The sequence below is a fragment of the Planctomycetia bacterium genome (genome assembly GCA_016795155.1).
Taxonomy (GTDB): Bacteria; Planctomycetota; Planctomycetia; order Gemmatales; family HRBIN36; genus JAEUIE01.
In genome coordinates this window covers 18,697-34,532 of record JAEUIE010000008.1, presented here as the reverse complement: position 1 = coordinate 34,532, position 15,836 = coordinate 18,697, and the positions used below count along the sequence as shown (strand labels likewise).

At 56.2% G+C, this 15,836-nt stretch carries 11 protein-coding genes; 5 read left to right on the top strand and 6 right to left on the bottom strand.

Features of this window, described 5'->3' with window-relative positions; translation table 11 throughout:
• Nucleotides 1-58: 58 nt before the first annotated feature.
• The 5 genes from JNJ77_03790 to JNJ77_03770 form a co-directional block, all read right to left on the bottom strand.
• Nucleotides 59-1,621: an NADH-quinone oxidoreductase subunit N gene (locus JNJ77_03790; protein MBL8821686.1), complete on the bottom strand. Its 1,563-nt coding sequence runs from the start codon at nucleotides 1,619-1,621 to the stop codon at nucleotides 59-61.
• A 16-nt stretch (nucleotides 1,622-1,637) separates the two neighbouring features.
• A complete protein-coding gene (locus tag JNJ77_03785) occupies nucleotides 1,638-3,527 on the bottom strand; it encodes an NADH-quinone oxidoreductase subunit M (GenBank protein ID MBL8821685.1) in 1,890 nt (629 codons plus the stop codon).
• A gap of 75 nt (nucleotides 3,528-3,602) precedes the next feature.
• Nucleotides 3,603-3,974: a transcriptional regulator gene (locus JNJ77_03780; protein MBL8821684.1), complete on the bottom strand. Its 372-nt coding sequence runs from the start codon at nucleotides 3,972-3,974 to the stop codon at nucleotides 3,603-3,605.
• A 16-nt stretch (nucleotides 3,975-3,990) separates the two neighbouring features.
• Nucleotides 3,991-4,605: a hypothetical protein gene (locus JNJ77_03775; GenBank protein MBL8821683.1), complete on the bottom strand. Its 615-nt coding sequence runs from the start codon at nucleotides 4,603-4,605 to the stop codon at nucleotides 3,991-3,993.
• 65 nt (nucleotides 4,606-4,670) lie between these two features.
• Entirely contained in the window at nucleotides 4,671-7,166 is a 2,496-nt protein-coding gene (locus tag JNJ77_03770; GenBank protein ID MBL8821682.1) for a sodium-translocating pyrophosphatase, read from the bottom strand.
• A 439-nt stretch (nucleotides 7,167-7,605) separates the two neighbouring features.
• Between JNJ77_03770 and JNJ77_03765 the strand changes: the two genes are divergently transcribed.
• The 5 genes from JNJ77_03765 to JNJ77_03745 all read left to right on the top strand — a co-directional run bounded on the left by JNJ77_03765 (nucleotide 7,606) and on the right by JNJ77_03745 (nucleotide 14,754).
• Nucleotides 7,606-7,770 (top strand): Flp family type IVb pilin, encoded by a 165-nt coding sequence (locus JNJ77_03765; GenBank protein MBL8821681.1) that lies wholly within the window; start codon nucleotides 7,606-7,608, stop codon nucleotides 7,768-7,770.
• A gap of 274 nt (nucleotides 7,771-8,044) precedes the next feature.
• Nucleotides 8,045-8,608: a sigma-70 family RNA polymerase sigma factor gene (locus tag JNJ77_03760; protein MBL8821680.1), complete on the top strand. Its 564-nt coding sequence runs from the start codon at nucleotides 8,045-8,047 to the stop codon at nucleotides 8,606-8,608.
• A gap of 223 nt (nucleotides 8,609-8,831) precedes the next feature.
• On the top strand, nucleotides 8,832-11,729 hold the full coding sequence (locus JNJ77_03755) for a tetratricopeptide repeat protein (GenBank protein ID MBL8821679.1): 2,898 nt from the start codon (nucleotides 8,832-8,834) through the stop codon (nucleotides 11,727-11,729).
• A gap of 185 nt (nucleotides 11,730-11,914) precedes the next feature.
• Nucleotides 11,915-13,420, top strand: a complete 1,506-nt coding sequence (locus JNJ77_03750; protein MBL8821678.1) for a hypothetical protein — start codon at nucleotides 11,915-11,917, stop codon at nucleotides 13,418-13,420.
• A 170-nt stretch (nucleotides 13,421-13,590) separates the two neighbouring features.
• On the top strand, nucleotides 13,591-14,754 hold the full coding sequence (locus tag JNJ77_03745; GenBank protein MBL8821677.1) for a hypothetical protein: 1,164 nt from the start codon (nucleotides 13,591-13,593) through the stop codon (nucleotides 14,752-14,754).
• A 254-nt stretch (nucleotides 14,755-15,008) separates the two neighbouring features.
• Here the strand turns inward: JNJ77_03745 and JNJ77_03740 are convergent, their stop codons facing one another.
• The gene (locus tag JNJ77_03740; protein MBL8821676.1) at nucleotides 15,009-15,779 is read right to left on the bottom strand and encodes a sugar phosphate isomerase/epimerase; all 771 of its coding nucleotides are present in this window, start codon (nucleotides 15,777-15,779) and stop codon (nucleotides 15,009-15,011) included.
• Nucleotides 15,780-15,836 lie beyond the last annotated feature (57 nt).

The following is a 15,836-nucleotide window of genomic DNA, read 5'->3' as shown; positions in this document are numbered from 1 at the left end:
CGTGACACCATTATGTCACACGGCTTTTGCAAACTTCTCTTGGCGATCAATACGCTATTTAGGGTGCACGTTGGAAGCCACTCACTGCTAACTGGCATCCCCAGAGCGTGATGACATCCCAGAAGAATATGCCGAAAAGTACGAAGAGTGCCAATATCAGCACGAAGAGTTGCTGTCGGAAACTGATATTCAGTGGGGCATCATCAGTTGGCTGATCGAACAATGCCAGTCGCAGAAGCTTACCATAGTAGCCCAGGGCAATGAGCGTGTTAAGCATGCCGATGCCGAGGAGTATCCACAACTCGATGCGATGTTTTTCCTGGCCATGCGTAAACAGGCTGGCGAAGACTTCATACTTGCCCATAAAGCCTGCCAGGGGAGGCAAGCCAATCAGGCCGATTACGAGAACGACCAGTGAGAAGGCGAGGATGGATGAGCGTCGTGATAATCCGCTCAAGACTGCCATGTCTTCACGATGAGTCGCATTGCGGACAAAGCAGACGATGGCAAAGACGCCGATGTTCATGAAGAGGTACGGGATAGCATAGACCAGTGCTGCTGTCAGCCCTTCGCGAGTCAGACAGGCCAGGGGCATCAGCAGGTAGCCGGCATGGGCAATGGTGGAGTAAGCCCAGAAGCGTTTCAGCTGCGTTTGCGGATAGGCAGCCAGGTTGCCCCAGGTGCACGTAGCTGCTGCGACAACCACCAAAAACCACGAAAGTCCCGGGGCAAGTACAGCCCATGAGTTGTTATTCGCAATGGCCAGTCCGGGTAGTGCTCCCATCAACAGGAGAATCAGCCGCCCCATTAAACTCAGTGCTGCCAGCTTGGAAACAACCGAGAGGAAAGCGCCCACTTCTGCTGCGGCTCCTTCGAAGACATCCGGGCACCAGAAGTGCATGGGAATCAGCGACAACTTGAACGAGAGACCCAGAAACACCAGGCTCAGTGCAACCCAGTTCAGTGCATCCATACCGCCCGTAGCCATGAGAGCCTGCAGGCTGATGCAGACATCGGGCAGATAACCGGTGCCTAACCGTCCACAGAGCAGGCTGATGCCATAGAGCAAGAGGCCGGTAGATGCCCCGCCATAGACAACATATTTGAGTGCCGCTTCGCTACCCTGTTTTTTCCCTTTGAGAAAACCAGCCAGGACATAGCTGGGTACGCTGGCCATCTCGATTGAGATATAGACCATCAGGAAGTGCTGAGCGGATGCCATCAGGCACATACCCAGCGTGCCACCGAGCAGGAGAACATGGAAGTCGGCGGAGTCTTCCCGATCAGGCACTTTGGACAGGACAGAGAGCAAGATGCACAGCGAGGTGGCGCCGAGTATGAGCATTCGCGTAAAGGCGGATAACCCATCGAATACCAACAAGCCACTGAACAGAACTCGCGACTCTGCAGCACTACCCAGCGGAAAGCTCAGCCATTGCAGCGAACTGATCAATAGTGCCATCAGGCAGGCAATCAGCGACAAGTAGCCCAGGTGCCAGCGGTCAAAAGTTGGAAACAGGCGCAGAATGAGCAGCAAAGTCATCGTCAGGACCAGGGCGATTTCCGGTGCCAGGATGAGCAGATCACTGAAGGTCTGGTAATTGACAAAATCAAGCTGCATGGTGAAACCAAACCTGTCAACGAGCGCTGCATTGTGCCAGGAGTTGTACCAGTCCAGTCAGTGTGGGTTCGAGCCAATCGAACACCAGCATCGGCCAGATACCCAGTACCACCGTACAGAGTGCGAGCACCGTGGTGATGAATCCTTCCCTGCCATCCAGATCATCGAGAGGCAGATGTTCCTTGCGGGCCCCCAGCATCATCCGCTGCATGGCCCACAGAATGTACGCCGCAGTAAGAATCAATGTGCCTGCTGCAATCATCGTGAAAATCTGGCCGGCATAAGGCCAGGCAGACGGTGAGAAATTCCATGTGCCAATCAGTACGCAGAACTCACCCACAAATCCACAAAGGAGCGGCAAGCCCATCGCACCCAGAAAAATGATGGTGGATAGCGATGCCCAGACCGGCATCGGCGTTGCCAGCCCACCCATGCGATTGAGGTCGTAATGGCCCAGCCTTTCGTAGACCAGTCCCGCGACATAGAACATGCCAGCTGAGGTGATGGCATGGGCAATCATCTGGAAGATGGCGCCTTTCATGCCCCACGACCAGTATTGTGCTGCATCGGGCGTAGTCCAGACTGCCAGCCCAAGCAGTACATAGCCCATGTGGCTGATGGAACTGTAGGCAATCAGCCGCTTCAAGTGTGTTTGTGCCAGTGCTACTAATGCTCCATAAACGATGGCAATGATGCCCAGCAACCCGATCAACCAGGCAAGTTGCTCCGCTGCCCAGGGACAGATGGGCATGGCAATGCGTACGATGCCGTAAGCGCCGGTTTTGAGAAGGATGGCGGCAAGCAGCATGCTGATCGGCGTTGGCGCTTCCACGTGTGCATCAGGCAGCCAGGTATGAAAGGGGACAATCGGTACCTTGATGGCAAAGCCCAGGAACAAGAGTAGAAAACAGAAAAGTTGAAATTCAGGCGACATGGCCTGCCAGTGCAGTTTTTGCTGTTCTGCTACTTCAAGCTGCTGATGCAGAGTCTGATCTTCGCTCCGATCCAGAAGTTGTTTCTGAATGTGCCTGATATTGGTTTCCAGTTGCGTAGAAGCAACCGCAGCTTGACTCAGTACCACCAGATCAAACGTGTTGATGGGGCCGGTAAATTCACCGGCATCGAAGCGGCTGCCTGCCAGCCCCAGGAAGGCATCGCGGCGGAAGGCTTCCGGGCTGAAACGTTCCTTGCCTTGGGCATTCGCTACCAGGTTCTTGTAGTAAGGCCGGAGATCGACAAAGTACAACGCCAGCATGGCAATCAGAATCAGGATGGAGCCGAGCAGCGTGTAGAGAAAGAACTTGATGGCAGCGTATTCCTTCCGAGGCCCGCCCCAGTAACCAATGAGAAAATACATCGGCACCAGCATGGCTTCGAAGAATACATAGAAGAGGAAGAAATCGAGTGCCAGGAACAGCCCCAGCACGCCGGTTTCCAGAATCAGGAACAGGATGCAGTAGCCTCGCACGGCCTTGTTTATTTTCCAACTGGCAAGAAAGGCGAGAATAAACAGCGAGGATGACATCATCAGCATGGCCATGCTGATGCCATCTACGCCTAGCGAGTATTCGATATGAAAACGGCCGATCCAGGGTTTGCGGGCGAGCAGGTCGTTGCTTTCCACCGGCTCGTGGCGTCGATAGTGCGAAAGATGCAGATCAACGCGGGCAGGCAGCAGCTGGGCTGTTCTATCGGGGTTGGTGAGCTGGTTATCAGTCAGTCGCAGAAAATCGACAAACAGAAACGAGGTCAGAACGAAGGTGACCAGGGTGCCTATCAGCGTAAACCAGCGAATAAACTCGGTACGGCGTGGCGGAACAAAAATAAGTGCCAACGCAAATGCCAGTGGCATGACAATGATGGCAGTCATCAACCATAGATCAAGCTCATCCCAGACGTTCACCATGCAGTCATCCCACTCCTGTTGATCTACTCAAGTTATGGAGTGCAACATGCAGGAGACAGGAGTGAAATGCATGAACTATTCAAGCTGCCAGCCCGGCATGGGCTGCACGACCGGACTGGATTGCCGGGTAGGTAGTGCATCGTGCACCAGACGTTCCAGTTCTTTGAGATATTCAAGATAACCTGCCCTGCCCTGTGCCGTCACCCGGTACAGCGTCTGCGAACGGATGGTTTCCTGTTTTCGCCAGATTTCAAGGTAAGACGCTTTCGCCAGGGCTTCGAGGTGACGACTCAAATTGCCATCGGTCAGGCTGCAGAGTTTTTTCAGATCGTTAAACAACAACCCTTGAGGCTGGGTCATCAGGCAGGTCATGATGGCCAGCCGGGCACGTTCGTGCAGCAGCCGATCCAGGCCTTCGTAAGCATAGCGGCCTGGCTCCGGATTCAGCGCTGGTTTGTGTCTCTTACTCACGAATCAGATCTCTTGCTGTATTGCGATACAACACCAAGGCCAGCCCAGCTTGCCCTGCAGCAAAGATAACCGCAATCGACCATGGCGAAGGCACCTGATCCATGGGCAACAGGTTTAATAGCAGGGTTCCTGTCAGGATAAAGTACAAGCCCACCCAGCCAGTTGCACGGGGCATGTAAGGGCGGACCGAAAAGAGCCCGAGTGCATAAAGGATAGCCCACAACCCGGGAAACAGGCCAATGCACTGATGCAGATGAGGCAACAGTGCCAACACCAGGAACACGCCAGCAGCCAGGCTCGGAGCCAGTTGGCTGGCGACAATACGGGCATGTCTTCTGCCCAGGTGATCATCGTAAAAGAAATAAGCTATCACCGCACCGATGGCAGCAACGCCGGCACAGATGCCTGCAGTAGTAATCCAGAAACAGACAAACTGCAGGGCATCAGGCGAGGGGATAATTCGATCCTGCAGACAGGCTGCCGTCAGTCCCAGGAACGCGCTGAGTAGCACCGGCTTGGCCTGCACACCAGCATAGATTTCACTCTTGGCCAGGTGGGCATGAATCTCGGTAATGTTACTCAGTGCATCGGATAATCGCGACGACATGGTTTTCTCTAAAGGCAAAGAGCCTGCGGATCACCGCAGGCTCTTACTTATAACCTGAAGATTGACTAGTGTCCACCTTCGGTCTTGATTCGCATGCCGTAGAAACTGCGCCACACGAAGAACATGGAGATCAGGATGAATGCGACTGCCAGACCGTAGCTCAGCGAGAGCGTTTCGGGCTTGTGTTTCATGGAAACAGCCAATTCGACAGCCAGCAGGCCAAAGAGGGTGGTGAACTTGATGATCGGGTTCAGGGCCACCGAAGAGGTATCCTTGAATGGATCGCCTACGGTATCACCGACCACGGTTGCATCGTGCAGCGGGGTTCCCTTGGCCTTCAGTTCGGTTTCGACAATCTTCTTGGCGTTATCCCATGCACCGCCGGCGTTGGCCATGAAGATAGCCTGGTACAAACCGAAGAGTGCGATGGAAATCAGGTAGCCAATGAAGAAGAACTCGTCCAGGAAGGCGAAGCCGAGGGCGGAGAAGAAGACCGTCAGGAAGATGTTGAACATACCCGCCTGGGCATACTGGGTGCAGATTTCCACCACTTTCTTGCTGTCTTCGGTGGATGCCTTCTTGACAGAATCATCGAGTCTGATGTTTTTCTTGATGAACTCCACGGCACGGTAAGCTCCGGTGGTCACGGCCTGCATCGAAGCACCGGTGAACCAGTAGATCACTGCACCGCCGGTGATCAGACCCAGCAGGAACGGAGCATTCAGGATCGACAGGTACTTGACAAATTCAGGCTTCAGGCCTTCAGTCAGCGTCACGATGATGGAGAAGATCATGGTCGTGGCACCCACCACCGCGGTACCAATCAACACCGGCTTGGCAGTAGCCTTGAAAGTATTGCCCGCACCATCATTCTTTTCGAGGTTCTCCTTGGCCACATCGAAATTGGGGTCGAAGCCAAAGTTCTTCTTGACATCGTCCTTGATGTTGGGAATCGACTCGATGTTGGAAAGCTCATAGACGGACTGAGCGTTATCAGTCACCGGGCCATAGCTATCGACAGCAATAGTAACCGGGCCCATGCCGAGGAAGCCAAACGCCACCAATCCGAAGGCGAACACCGCGGGGGCGAACATCTTGAGCTGGGCTTCGAGTCCTTCCATGCTGATGAAGAAGGCAACACCCATCAGGGCAACGATTGCCATCCCCAGCCAATAGGCACTGAAGTTACCTGCCACGAGGCCGGAGAGAATGTTCAATGAAGCACCACCTTCCCGCGAGGAGGTGACGACTTCCTTCACGTGAGAAGATTCGACCGAGGTGAAGACCTTCACGAGTTCAGGGATGATCGCCCCAGCCAGGGTACCGCAGGAGATGATAGCGGAGAGTTTCCACCACATGGTACCATCCCCCAGTTCTCTGATGAGCAGCCAGGAGAGTGCAAAGGTAAGCAAGACCGAAACGATCGAAGTCAGCCAGACGAGGAAGGTCAGCGGAGCTTCGTAATTGAAGTCCTTGGCTTCGCCATACTTACCCTTGGCAATGGCTTCGTTGATGTAGTAGGAGCCGAGCGAAGCCAGCACCATCATGACACGCATCATGAAAATCCAGACGAGAAGTTGAACCTGGATGGTGGGGCTTTTGACAGCCAGCAGAATGAAGCTGATGAGAGCGACGCCCGTCACGCCGTAGGTTTCGAAACCATCTGCGGAGGGGCCGACCGAATCGCCAGCGTTGTCGCCGGTGCAGTCTGCAATCACACCGGGGTTACGGGCATCGTCTTCCTTGATCTTGAAAACGATTTTCATCAGGTCAGCGCCGATGTCAGCGATCTTGGTGAAGATACCACCCGCTACTCGCAAGGCAGCAGCGCCGAGCGACTCGCCGATCGCGAAGCCAATGAAACAGGGGCCGGCATATTCACCAGGCACGAACATCAGGATGATGAGCATCAGAAGCAGTTCGACAGAGATCAGCAGCATGCCGATGCTCATACCTGCTTTGAGGGGTATGGCATAGCAGGGATAGGCTTTGCCAGTGAGGGCGGCGAACGAAGTACGGGAGTTGGCGAAGGTGTTAACGCGGATGCCGAACCATGCAACGAGGTAGCTGCCCAGGATACCGATTACGCTGAAGCCGAGGATGATGGCGACGATGTTCGTGGGAAAGCCTGTCTGTTCCTTCTTGGTGGCAGGATCAACGTAATGGGCCAGTGAACTGAAGTAGTAGCCGATGACGACAGCGATGAAGATCCAGAGGATGGCGAGGAACTTGCCCTGGGTGAGAAGGTAAGTTTTGCAGGTTTCGTAGATGAGTTCAGAAACTTCCCGCATGGACTGGTGTACGGGCATGTTCTTGAGTTGCGAGTAAATCCACAATCCGAAGAACAGGCCCAGGGCCGAGACGACCAGGCCTGCGTAGAGCAGCGTTTTGCCGCCCAAACCGAGGAAGGTCACGGAATCGAGCGGAGGGATGATCAAATCAGCTTCGCCTGCAACAGCAGGAGTGGCCTGGGTAAGCAGAAGGACGATCACCGTCAGAAAACAGAGAAGGTTCTTGAGCGTACGCGAGTTGGCAGGTACGCGCCGGGTAAAATCAATCATTGCGAGCGGTCCTAATAGCGTGGAGACGAAGAGGTAACGGGTCTAGAGCCCGTGAGTTCATCAATTCCTCACAGTAACAGAGAAAAGGATAGGAGCGAAAGCCCCGGTGTCCACCTGCAAATTGGGAGTGTGACAACAGGATGTCGTTAAAGCAGGTTGGAACTACTGTCCAATTCCGAGAGGAATGATAGCGACTGGGAACAATCAAAGAGAAATCTGATACAATCAAGCGGAGCTGACCTGACTTAGGGTAATCAACAAAATGGTCTTCGTATTCTTTCCTCAGTCTGGACAGGAGATGGTTGGATTAAAATGAACTCGCATTTGAAATCTCAGGATTAGTTAAGATATTTTGTATTTTTTATTGCGATAACGTAAGCTTTTGTTTATAAATAGTAATTCACCGTAGCCCAAAACATTTTTATTGAAGGAGTGTCCCATGTTGTCCGCCATCAAACGATTCCTGAAAAACGAAGACGGCCCGACCGCCGTGGAATATGCCGTCATGCTGGCGCTGATCATCGTGCTGTGCATCGTGGTTATTCGCCAGGTTGGTACCAGCGCTTCGCAGACCTTCAGCACTGCTGACTCCGCTATTTCTTAACGATTATCCCAGAAACACCAGAGTCCTGATTCAAAAGAATCAGGCTTCGTGCTTTTGAGGGTGTGGCTACAAGAGTTACACGTTTGATAAGAATGATCTTGAGAGCAACTTTTTGGGCTTGCATCTGGACGCACGCTTTGATGCACCATCAAATCATTGAGGCTAGTCTAATTAGCTCTCTCCGCAGTGACTCATGTCTTGATCCCTGCATTGGGATTGCAACAAAGCAATCACATTTGCAATCACAGTACTAACTGGCTATGCTGATGTTCGCATGAGCGATGTCACCCTCATTCTGTCGGCTATCGAGCAAGGCGACCCCAGCGCCTCGGAGAAGTTGTTGCCTTTGGTCTATGATGAGTTGCGGAAACTGGCTGCCCAGCGATTAGATCAAGAGAAGCCGGGGCAAACTCTGCAGGCGACCGCGTTAGTTCACGAGGCTTATCTCCGCCTTGTCGGCGCCAGTCAGGACCAGAAATGGGACAGTCGTGGCCACTTCTTCGCCGCCGCCGCCGAGGCCATGCGGCGGATTCTCGTGAACCGGGCCCGCGACAAAAACCGACTCAAACGAGGCGGTCAGCGGCAACGGGTCGATCTCGATCACGTAGAACTCGCGCTCGATACCAGCGATGAACAACTGCTCGAACTGGACGAAGCGCTGATCCAACTGGAAACGGTAGACCCCGACGCAGCGCGATTAGTGAAATTACGTTTCTTCGCCGGCCTCACACTAAAGGACGCTGCAGCCTCCCTGGGCATCCCGCAGCGAAACGCCGAGCGTCAGTGGGCCTATGCCCGGGCCTGGCTCTATGCCCGCCTGAGTCCGGACAGTGACTAAGAGTCAGTTGAAAAACGGTGGCAGGGTCGTGCGGTACTCCGCTCGACCCTGCTGGGAGAGCAAAATTCTGCAGATCTCAGGGTCAAGCATGAGTACATGCATGACCCTGCCACATCAACCGAGTTTTCTAACTGACTCAGTAGGCCAAGGATTATTTCAAAAAACTTGGCGGGTTTCGCCCTCTCGCGGGGCATTGTCTATTGAAGACGGGTAGGTACGACCCATGATCGATACACTCACCGATGCGAAAGCGATTTTTCTCGACGCCCTGGACTGCACCAGCCCCGACGAGATCAACCGCTTCCTCGACAAAGCCTGCAGGTCAGACACCAGCCTGCGCAAGAGTGTCGAGAAACTGCTGCAGGCCCATCGCCAGGCCGGTGCCTTTCTCGGCGGCGCCAACGAAATCGATACCAGATTCGACCAGCCCAACACGCTCTCCCCCGGCACCCGCATCGGCCCCTACTTCCTCCGCGAGTTGATCGGCGAGGGCGGTATGGGGCTCGTATTCGTCGCGGACCAGGAACAACCAGTCCGGCGCCGCGTGGCCCTGAAAGTCGTCAAGCCCGGCATGGACACACGGCAAGTGCTGGCCCGATTCGAAGCCGAGCGGCAAGCGCTCGCCCTCATGGACCACCCGAATATTGCCAAAGTGCTCGACGCCAACACGACCTCTTCTCCCCTCTCCCCCCCGGGGAGAGGGGCCGGGGGTGAGGGGATTCTCAATCAGTCCTCATACGAAGGTCTCAAACAGGATTACTTACAAGAAGAACCCCTCACCCTAAGCCTCTCCCCGGGGGGAAGAGGGAACCAGAATGCTGGTCGCCCCTACTTCGTTATGGAACTCGTCCGCGGCGTGCCCATCACCGACTACTGCGACCAGGCCCGGCTCACCCCGCGGCAGCGTCTTGAACTTTTCCTCCCCGTCTGCCGGGCCATTCAGCACGCCCACCAGAAGGGCGTCATCCACCGCGACATCAAGCCGTCGAACCTGCTGGTCACGCTCTACGATTCCCACCCGGTGCCGAAGGTGATCGACTTCGGGATCGCCAAGGCGGTCGGGCCGGAGTTCGCGGACCACTCGGTCTACACCGGCTTCGCCCAGCTCGTCGGCACGCCGATGTACATGAGCCCGGAGCAGGCCGAGATGACCGCCCAGGACGTGGACACCCGGGCGGACGTGTACGCCCTCGGCGTCGTGCTGTACGAACTGCTCACCGGCACGACGCCGTTCGACGCGGAAACATTGCGTCGAGTCGGGTTCGACGAGATGCGGCGGATCATCCGCGAGGACGAGCCGGCCAAGCCAAGCCAGCGTGTGGCGACGCTGTCGGCCGAGAAGCAATCGACGGTGACGGGTCAACGCGGGGTGGACAGCCGGCAACTCGGCCGCCAGTTGCGGTCTGGGCTCGACTGGGTGGTGATGACCTGCCTGGCGAAGGACCGCACCCGCCGCTACGAATCGGCCGGGGCATTGGCCGCGGACATCGAACGGTATCTGCGGGACGAAGCCGTGGAGGCGTGCCCGCCGTCGACATCATATCGGGTACGGACATTCGCCCGGCGGCATCGGACCAAGCTGGCGGTGGCCGCGCTGGTGCTGTTCTTCCTGATGGTGCTCGGCAGTGCTGTCGGCTGGGCGGTACGCGACCGGGCGGCGCGGAAAGCTGAAGCGGCCCGACAGCAGGCGGATCGACAAGCAAAGGTGGCCGAGCAGGTCGGGTCAATCCTGGTCGAGGTGGATCGGTTGGAGGGTGAACAGAAGTGGCCCGAGGCTCTGGCGGCGGTGCGGCGGGCTGAGGCGGCTGTGGCCGGCGGCGAGGCCGATGCCGTAATTGATGATTTGATTCATCGGCGGATGAGAGACCTCAAGTTCATCGACCGGCTGGAGACAATCCGCGTGGAAATGTCGGCAACCGTCGAAGGAAAGTTACGTTACACCTCGGCAGACTTAGATTATTGCCAGACCTTTCGTGATTTTGGGGTGGACGTGGATCAGATGACGGTCGAGGCTGCAATCGATCGACTTAATACCCGCCCGACTTTCGCGGTCGCAGTTGCGGCGGCGCTGGACTCGTGGGCTGTCGTCCGACGAGCTGCTATTGAAAATCAGCGCAGGGGCTGGGAATGGCCGAATGAAGTTGCACGAGGCATTGACCCAGATCGGTTTCGTGACCGACTGCGGTCTAATTGGGGACGACCTGACTCCGAGGTACAGGAAGAGCAACGTGACATCGCCGAGTCAATCGACATTCGGGCGCAACACCCGGCAACGCTTAACAACCTAGCGAATGCCCTCTTGCGAACCAAGCAGCCGGTCACAGCCATCCGGCTTCTGAGGAGGGCTGTATCCGCCTACCCGGGAGATTTTTGGCTCAATTATAACTTGGGCTATGCGTTGAGTGATCGAAAAGAATGGGGTGAGGCAACTCGGTTCTACACCGCGGCAATAGCCATCCGACCGAATTCTCCAAGTACACTCTCTAATCTTGGCTACGCCCTGCTCAAGCGGTCCAAATTCGATGAGGCCGTTGCCTGTTACCGGAGGGCCATCGAACTTGATCCAACCTTTGCCCGGGCTCACAGGGATCTTAGCTTAGCCCTAAGCGATCCAGGTGCCCTAAGCGATCAAGATAAGTGGGATGAGGCTATCACCTTTGCTCGCCGTGCCATTGAACTCGAACCAAAGCACCCCTTTGGCCCGATACGCCTCGCTGACTCCCTGGCGGGTAAAGGGTGGGTCCTGGCTAACAACTCGGACCCCAAGCTTCGGGATCTGAAGCAGGCCCTCGAGCTGGGCAAGAAGGCCATCGAAATCGCTCCGCAGTCAAGCTGGTCGTGGCAGAAGCTGGGGTGGATCCAGTATCGCGCAGGCAATTGGAAGGAAAGTATCGAGGCGTTAGAGACGTCTTGCAAATTGCAGAAGGTGCAGGAGGGAAGCCCCGGCGACGCTTTCCAGTGGCTTTTCTTGGCAATGGCCCACAAGCAGTTAGGCCATCAGGAAGAGGCGCATAAGTGGTATGACAAGGCGATAAAGCTTGAGAAAGGTTGGCCCTATATTCTCCGCCTCTTCCGGGCGGAAGCAGAAGAGTTGTTGGGTGTGAAACCAAAGGACAAATAGTCCACGGAGTCGCAGACAAGATGGAAGTCTTCGGTCTCCAAGGCTGATCTGAAGGCAGTTGTGTCGGTAAGGTTTTGCAGCAAGCAAGCCCATCATCGACCCGGCACTGCCACGGCGCTCGGTCTGCGCGCCGGGTACGATGCCTCTTCTTAATCGCAGACCTGTCTCCCCAAGGAGTCTTTGTTATGCAACTATTTTCCTGGCTGCGATCCACTCGGCCCCACTACGTGCCGGATGGCACTCGCTCCGCGAAACCGGCTGAGCACGCCCGATTGGGCGTCGAACCGTTGGAGGATCGGACGGTCCCCAGTACCTTCAGAGTCCTTAACCTGGCGGACAGTGGCCCAGGCTCGCTACGAGCCGCCATTGCGGACGCCAACATTCACCCCGGCGCCGACCTGGTCCGATTCGACGCTGCGGCACGCAACGGAAATATCATCTTGACAAGCGGACAGCTGAGCATCACAGATGATCTGCAGATCGACGGCCCTGGTGCTGGTCGACTGGCTGTTAGCGGCAACAATGCCAGCCGTGTCTTTCAGGTCAGTAGCAACGCGGTGGTAAGCATTGAAGACCTTACCATTTCCCACGGTGGGGCCGTTGCGCAAGGTGGCGGAATCTTCAACGCCGGCACCCTGACGCTATCCCGGGTCACCTTATCTGACAACCAGGTCACAGGTGTTCCAGGCGTTGGTCCCGTCGTGGACGCCTTCGGCGGAGGCATCTTTAATACAGGGAACCTGACCGTTCGCGACAGTCGATTCGTGCATAACCAATCGATTGGCGGCAATGGCAACGCCATCAATACGGGCACCAGCGCGCTCGGCGGAGCCATCATGTCAAACGGGACAGCGAATCTGCCGGCGACTGCAACGGTAAGCCATAGCGTCTTCATCGACAATCAGGCCGTTGGAGGTAACGCTGGTGCAGGTGCCAGTCGCGCCGGCATCGGCGGTGCCATTTCAAATGGTACCGGGACCGTGAACATCACGGATAGCCTGTTCCAGAATAATCAAGCTGTGGGTGGAATCGACAACGGTATCCCAGGCGGCTTCGGTGCTGGCGCGGGAGGTGCCGTGGGAAATGTGGCTCGCTTTGGCAATTCGATTCTCACGATCAATCGTAGCACGTTCCTTGGCAACAGGGCCGTGGGCGGAGCAAGCGGCATCGGCGGCAATGCTCAAACAGGCAGGGGTGGTGCAATCGCGAATTATATCTTCGGAGGACTTCCCAGCCCCGTGACGGTACAAGCGATCGCCACGGTCACCGCCAGCACGTTTCTCGGTAACGAGGCTATCGGCGGAGCAGGCATCATTGGTGGGATCGGGCAAGGTGGTGGCATCGCCAACCTGAACGGCGGAATTTTGACCGTGTCCAGTTCCTTGATTGCGCTGAACCGGGCTGTCGGCGGAGTGGGTAACGGTGGAAACGGCGGCAACGGCCAGGGCGGTGGCATCTTCAACGGTGGAATTTCCCCAGTCGGCACGCCAAGCCTCTCGCTCGAGCACAGTCTCGTCGTACTTAACCGCGCCGAGGGCGGCGTGGCACTAGGTGGCGGAAGTGACGGACTAGGCCAGGGTGGTGGCCTCTACCTAGCGCCAGGTGGACTCGCGTCCGCCGACTTATTGACGCTAATCTTCGCCAATGACGCCGCTACCAGTGACGAAGATGTGTATGGAAATCTGGTCTAATCAATGGCCAGCCATGAAAAATAACCGATCGTAGACCTCTTGTACTTCGAGTGGTCTACGATCTCGCCCATGACATATCCACGACTTCGTATCGATCACACTTACCAAGGAAATTTCCATGTTGATCCAGAACTTTTTCAAGTCCCTGATTTTAACTTTGACCCTTCACCGTGCTGGTTAACGGCAACCGACTCGCCGAGCCGAACGAGACCTTCGTCGTCAACCTCTCAAATTCCGTAGGAGCGACCATCGCTGACGGGCAGGGAGTTGGCAGTATCACTGACGATGATGCAACCAAGTTCTTCGTGGTGGACGATGCGGCGACGAACCAGACTTTCCGGTACGGCGCCCCTGGCAACGGCCTGGGAAGCTCGACATTGGCCGGCGGCAACACGGCCCCGCGTGGGACCGCCAGCACCATCGCCGGTGACAAGGTCTGGGTTGTTGATGCTAACAAGACCGTCTACGTTTACAACCCTAGCGGCAGCCTGCTTGGCTCGTGGTCGGCCGGCGGTTTGAACGCACAAGCCCAGGTGGAAGGCATTGCCACCAACGGCACTGATGTCTGGCTCGTGGATGCCAAGCAGGACAAGGTCTTCAAGTACATCGGCGCTGCCAGCCGGCTTTCCGGCAGCCAGAACGCCGCCAGCAGCTTCAGCCTCAGCAGCGGCAACAAGAACCCCAAAGGCCTCGTCACCGACGGCACGTCGTTCTGGGTCGTCGATGACTCCACGACGGATAAGGTGTTCAAGTACAACGTGTCGGGGACGCTGCTGGGGAGTTGGACGATCGACGCGGCCAACGCCAGCCCGACCGGCCTGACGATCAACCCGGCGAGCGTGAGCGACCTCTGGATCGTCGATAACGGCACGGACAAGGTCTACCAGTATGCCGCCGCCGCGAGCCGTACGTCCGGCAGCCAATCCGCCGCGGCGACCTTCGCGCTTGCACCCGGGAATACCAACCCGCAGGACATCGCCGATCCACCAGCACCGGACATGATCCTCACCTCGGCGTCGACGCTGGATCCGGTTGCCAAGCCCCGGCCACGACCAGCCAGCAGCGGAGTCGACGCAGCGTTGAGCAACAGCTTGCTGAACATACGCTCCGGCGTGTTGGGCATGTTCGCGGAGAAGACGACCATGCGTTACTCCGAATTCATTGCTCGCAATATCAAGAGTGGCCTCACACAACAGCAAGCCAGCGTGATATCTGACACCCTCTTTGCCAAGGCTCGTCGACCGGCGACTTCGGCCATGAAACTACCCAGCCAGGTACGTGGCGATCTGCTGCCGCTCCTGGGTGAGTTGCAGTCGATGCATCGTCTCACTTAGTGGGGAATGAAGCCGACACGAAACACAAACAGCTCTTTGAATGCATCAAAGGGCTGCTTGCAATTTACCCCGTCTGGATTCGAACCAGAAATGAGAGTACCAAAAACTCTAGTGTTACCAGTTACACCACGGGGTAGTGGTTACTGCTACGTTACAGTGATGACGCGTAACAGGCAAGGCCGGTTCACGGTAGACGCGGCATCTTGCCGCGTCTTTGAAAATGTGAGTTTCTTCGCAAGAGGAAGCCGCGTTTACTAAGCGGCCAGGCTTTCCAGCAGGAACTTTAGTTTTCTAACTTCGGTTTCCATGGGGAAAGGGTTCTCTGGCTTGTCGACAATTTCCACGGTCAGCACACGGTTGTACTTGTGCTTTTCGAGTTGGGTAATAATCCGGCTGTATTCGATTTCACCCTGGCCGACGCGCACTTGCATCTTGTCGGGGCTTAAGCCGGTGTCGCGAAGATGCACGTGCTTCACAAACGGATAGACTGCATCGTAGCTCTTGTTCTGGTTGGGGCCGCAGATGTAGTGGCTGGGATCAAGCGTAAGTCCCAGACCAGGTACCTTTTCACACAGTTTGACAGCATTGGCCGGCAATTCGGTCATGGTGCCGATGCGTGTTTCTACGGTGACTACCAAGCCATAAGGTTCAGCAAGCCTTACCAGTTCTTTTAACCGATTTACTTCGGCCTCCATGTCGCTGTTGCTGGGTGCAGCAGGAAGCGTCAGGGTTGCAACGCCCAGGTTGCGAGCCATTTTACAGATAGCTTCGAATTGCTGAACAAAAGTGGCGTGGTCGAGATTAGGTTCAAATTCAAGATTAAGAGCAGCCGGCGCGACAGAGGAAGTATAGCGAAGCAGACGGGCGCAGCGGGCCGGGTCAGCGGCGACCTCGGCAGGAGTCAGGTGCGGACCGGTGGGCGATATGGTCGCATCGACTTTGCTGAACTCGAGTTCTTCCATGGTTTTGAGAGCGCGATCCAGTGGCAGACGGCCAAAACAGAGTGTGGAACAGGCAACTTTCACAGTGACTCCCCCCTCAGGAAGCGGAGCTGGCGTAACCAGCTTCCAGGCGCCATCCCC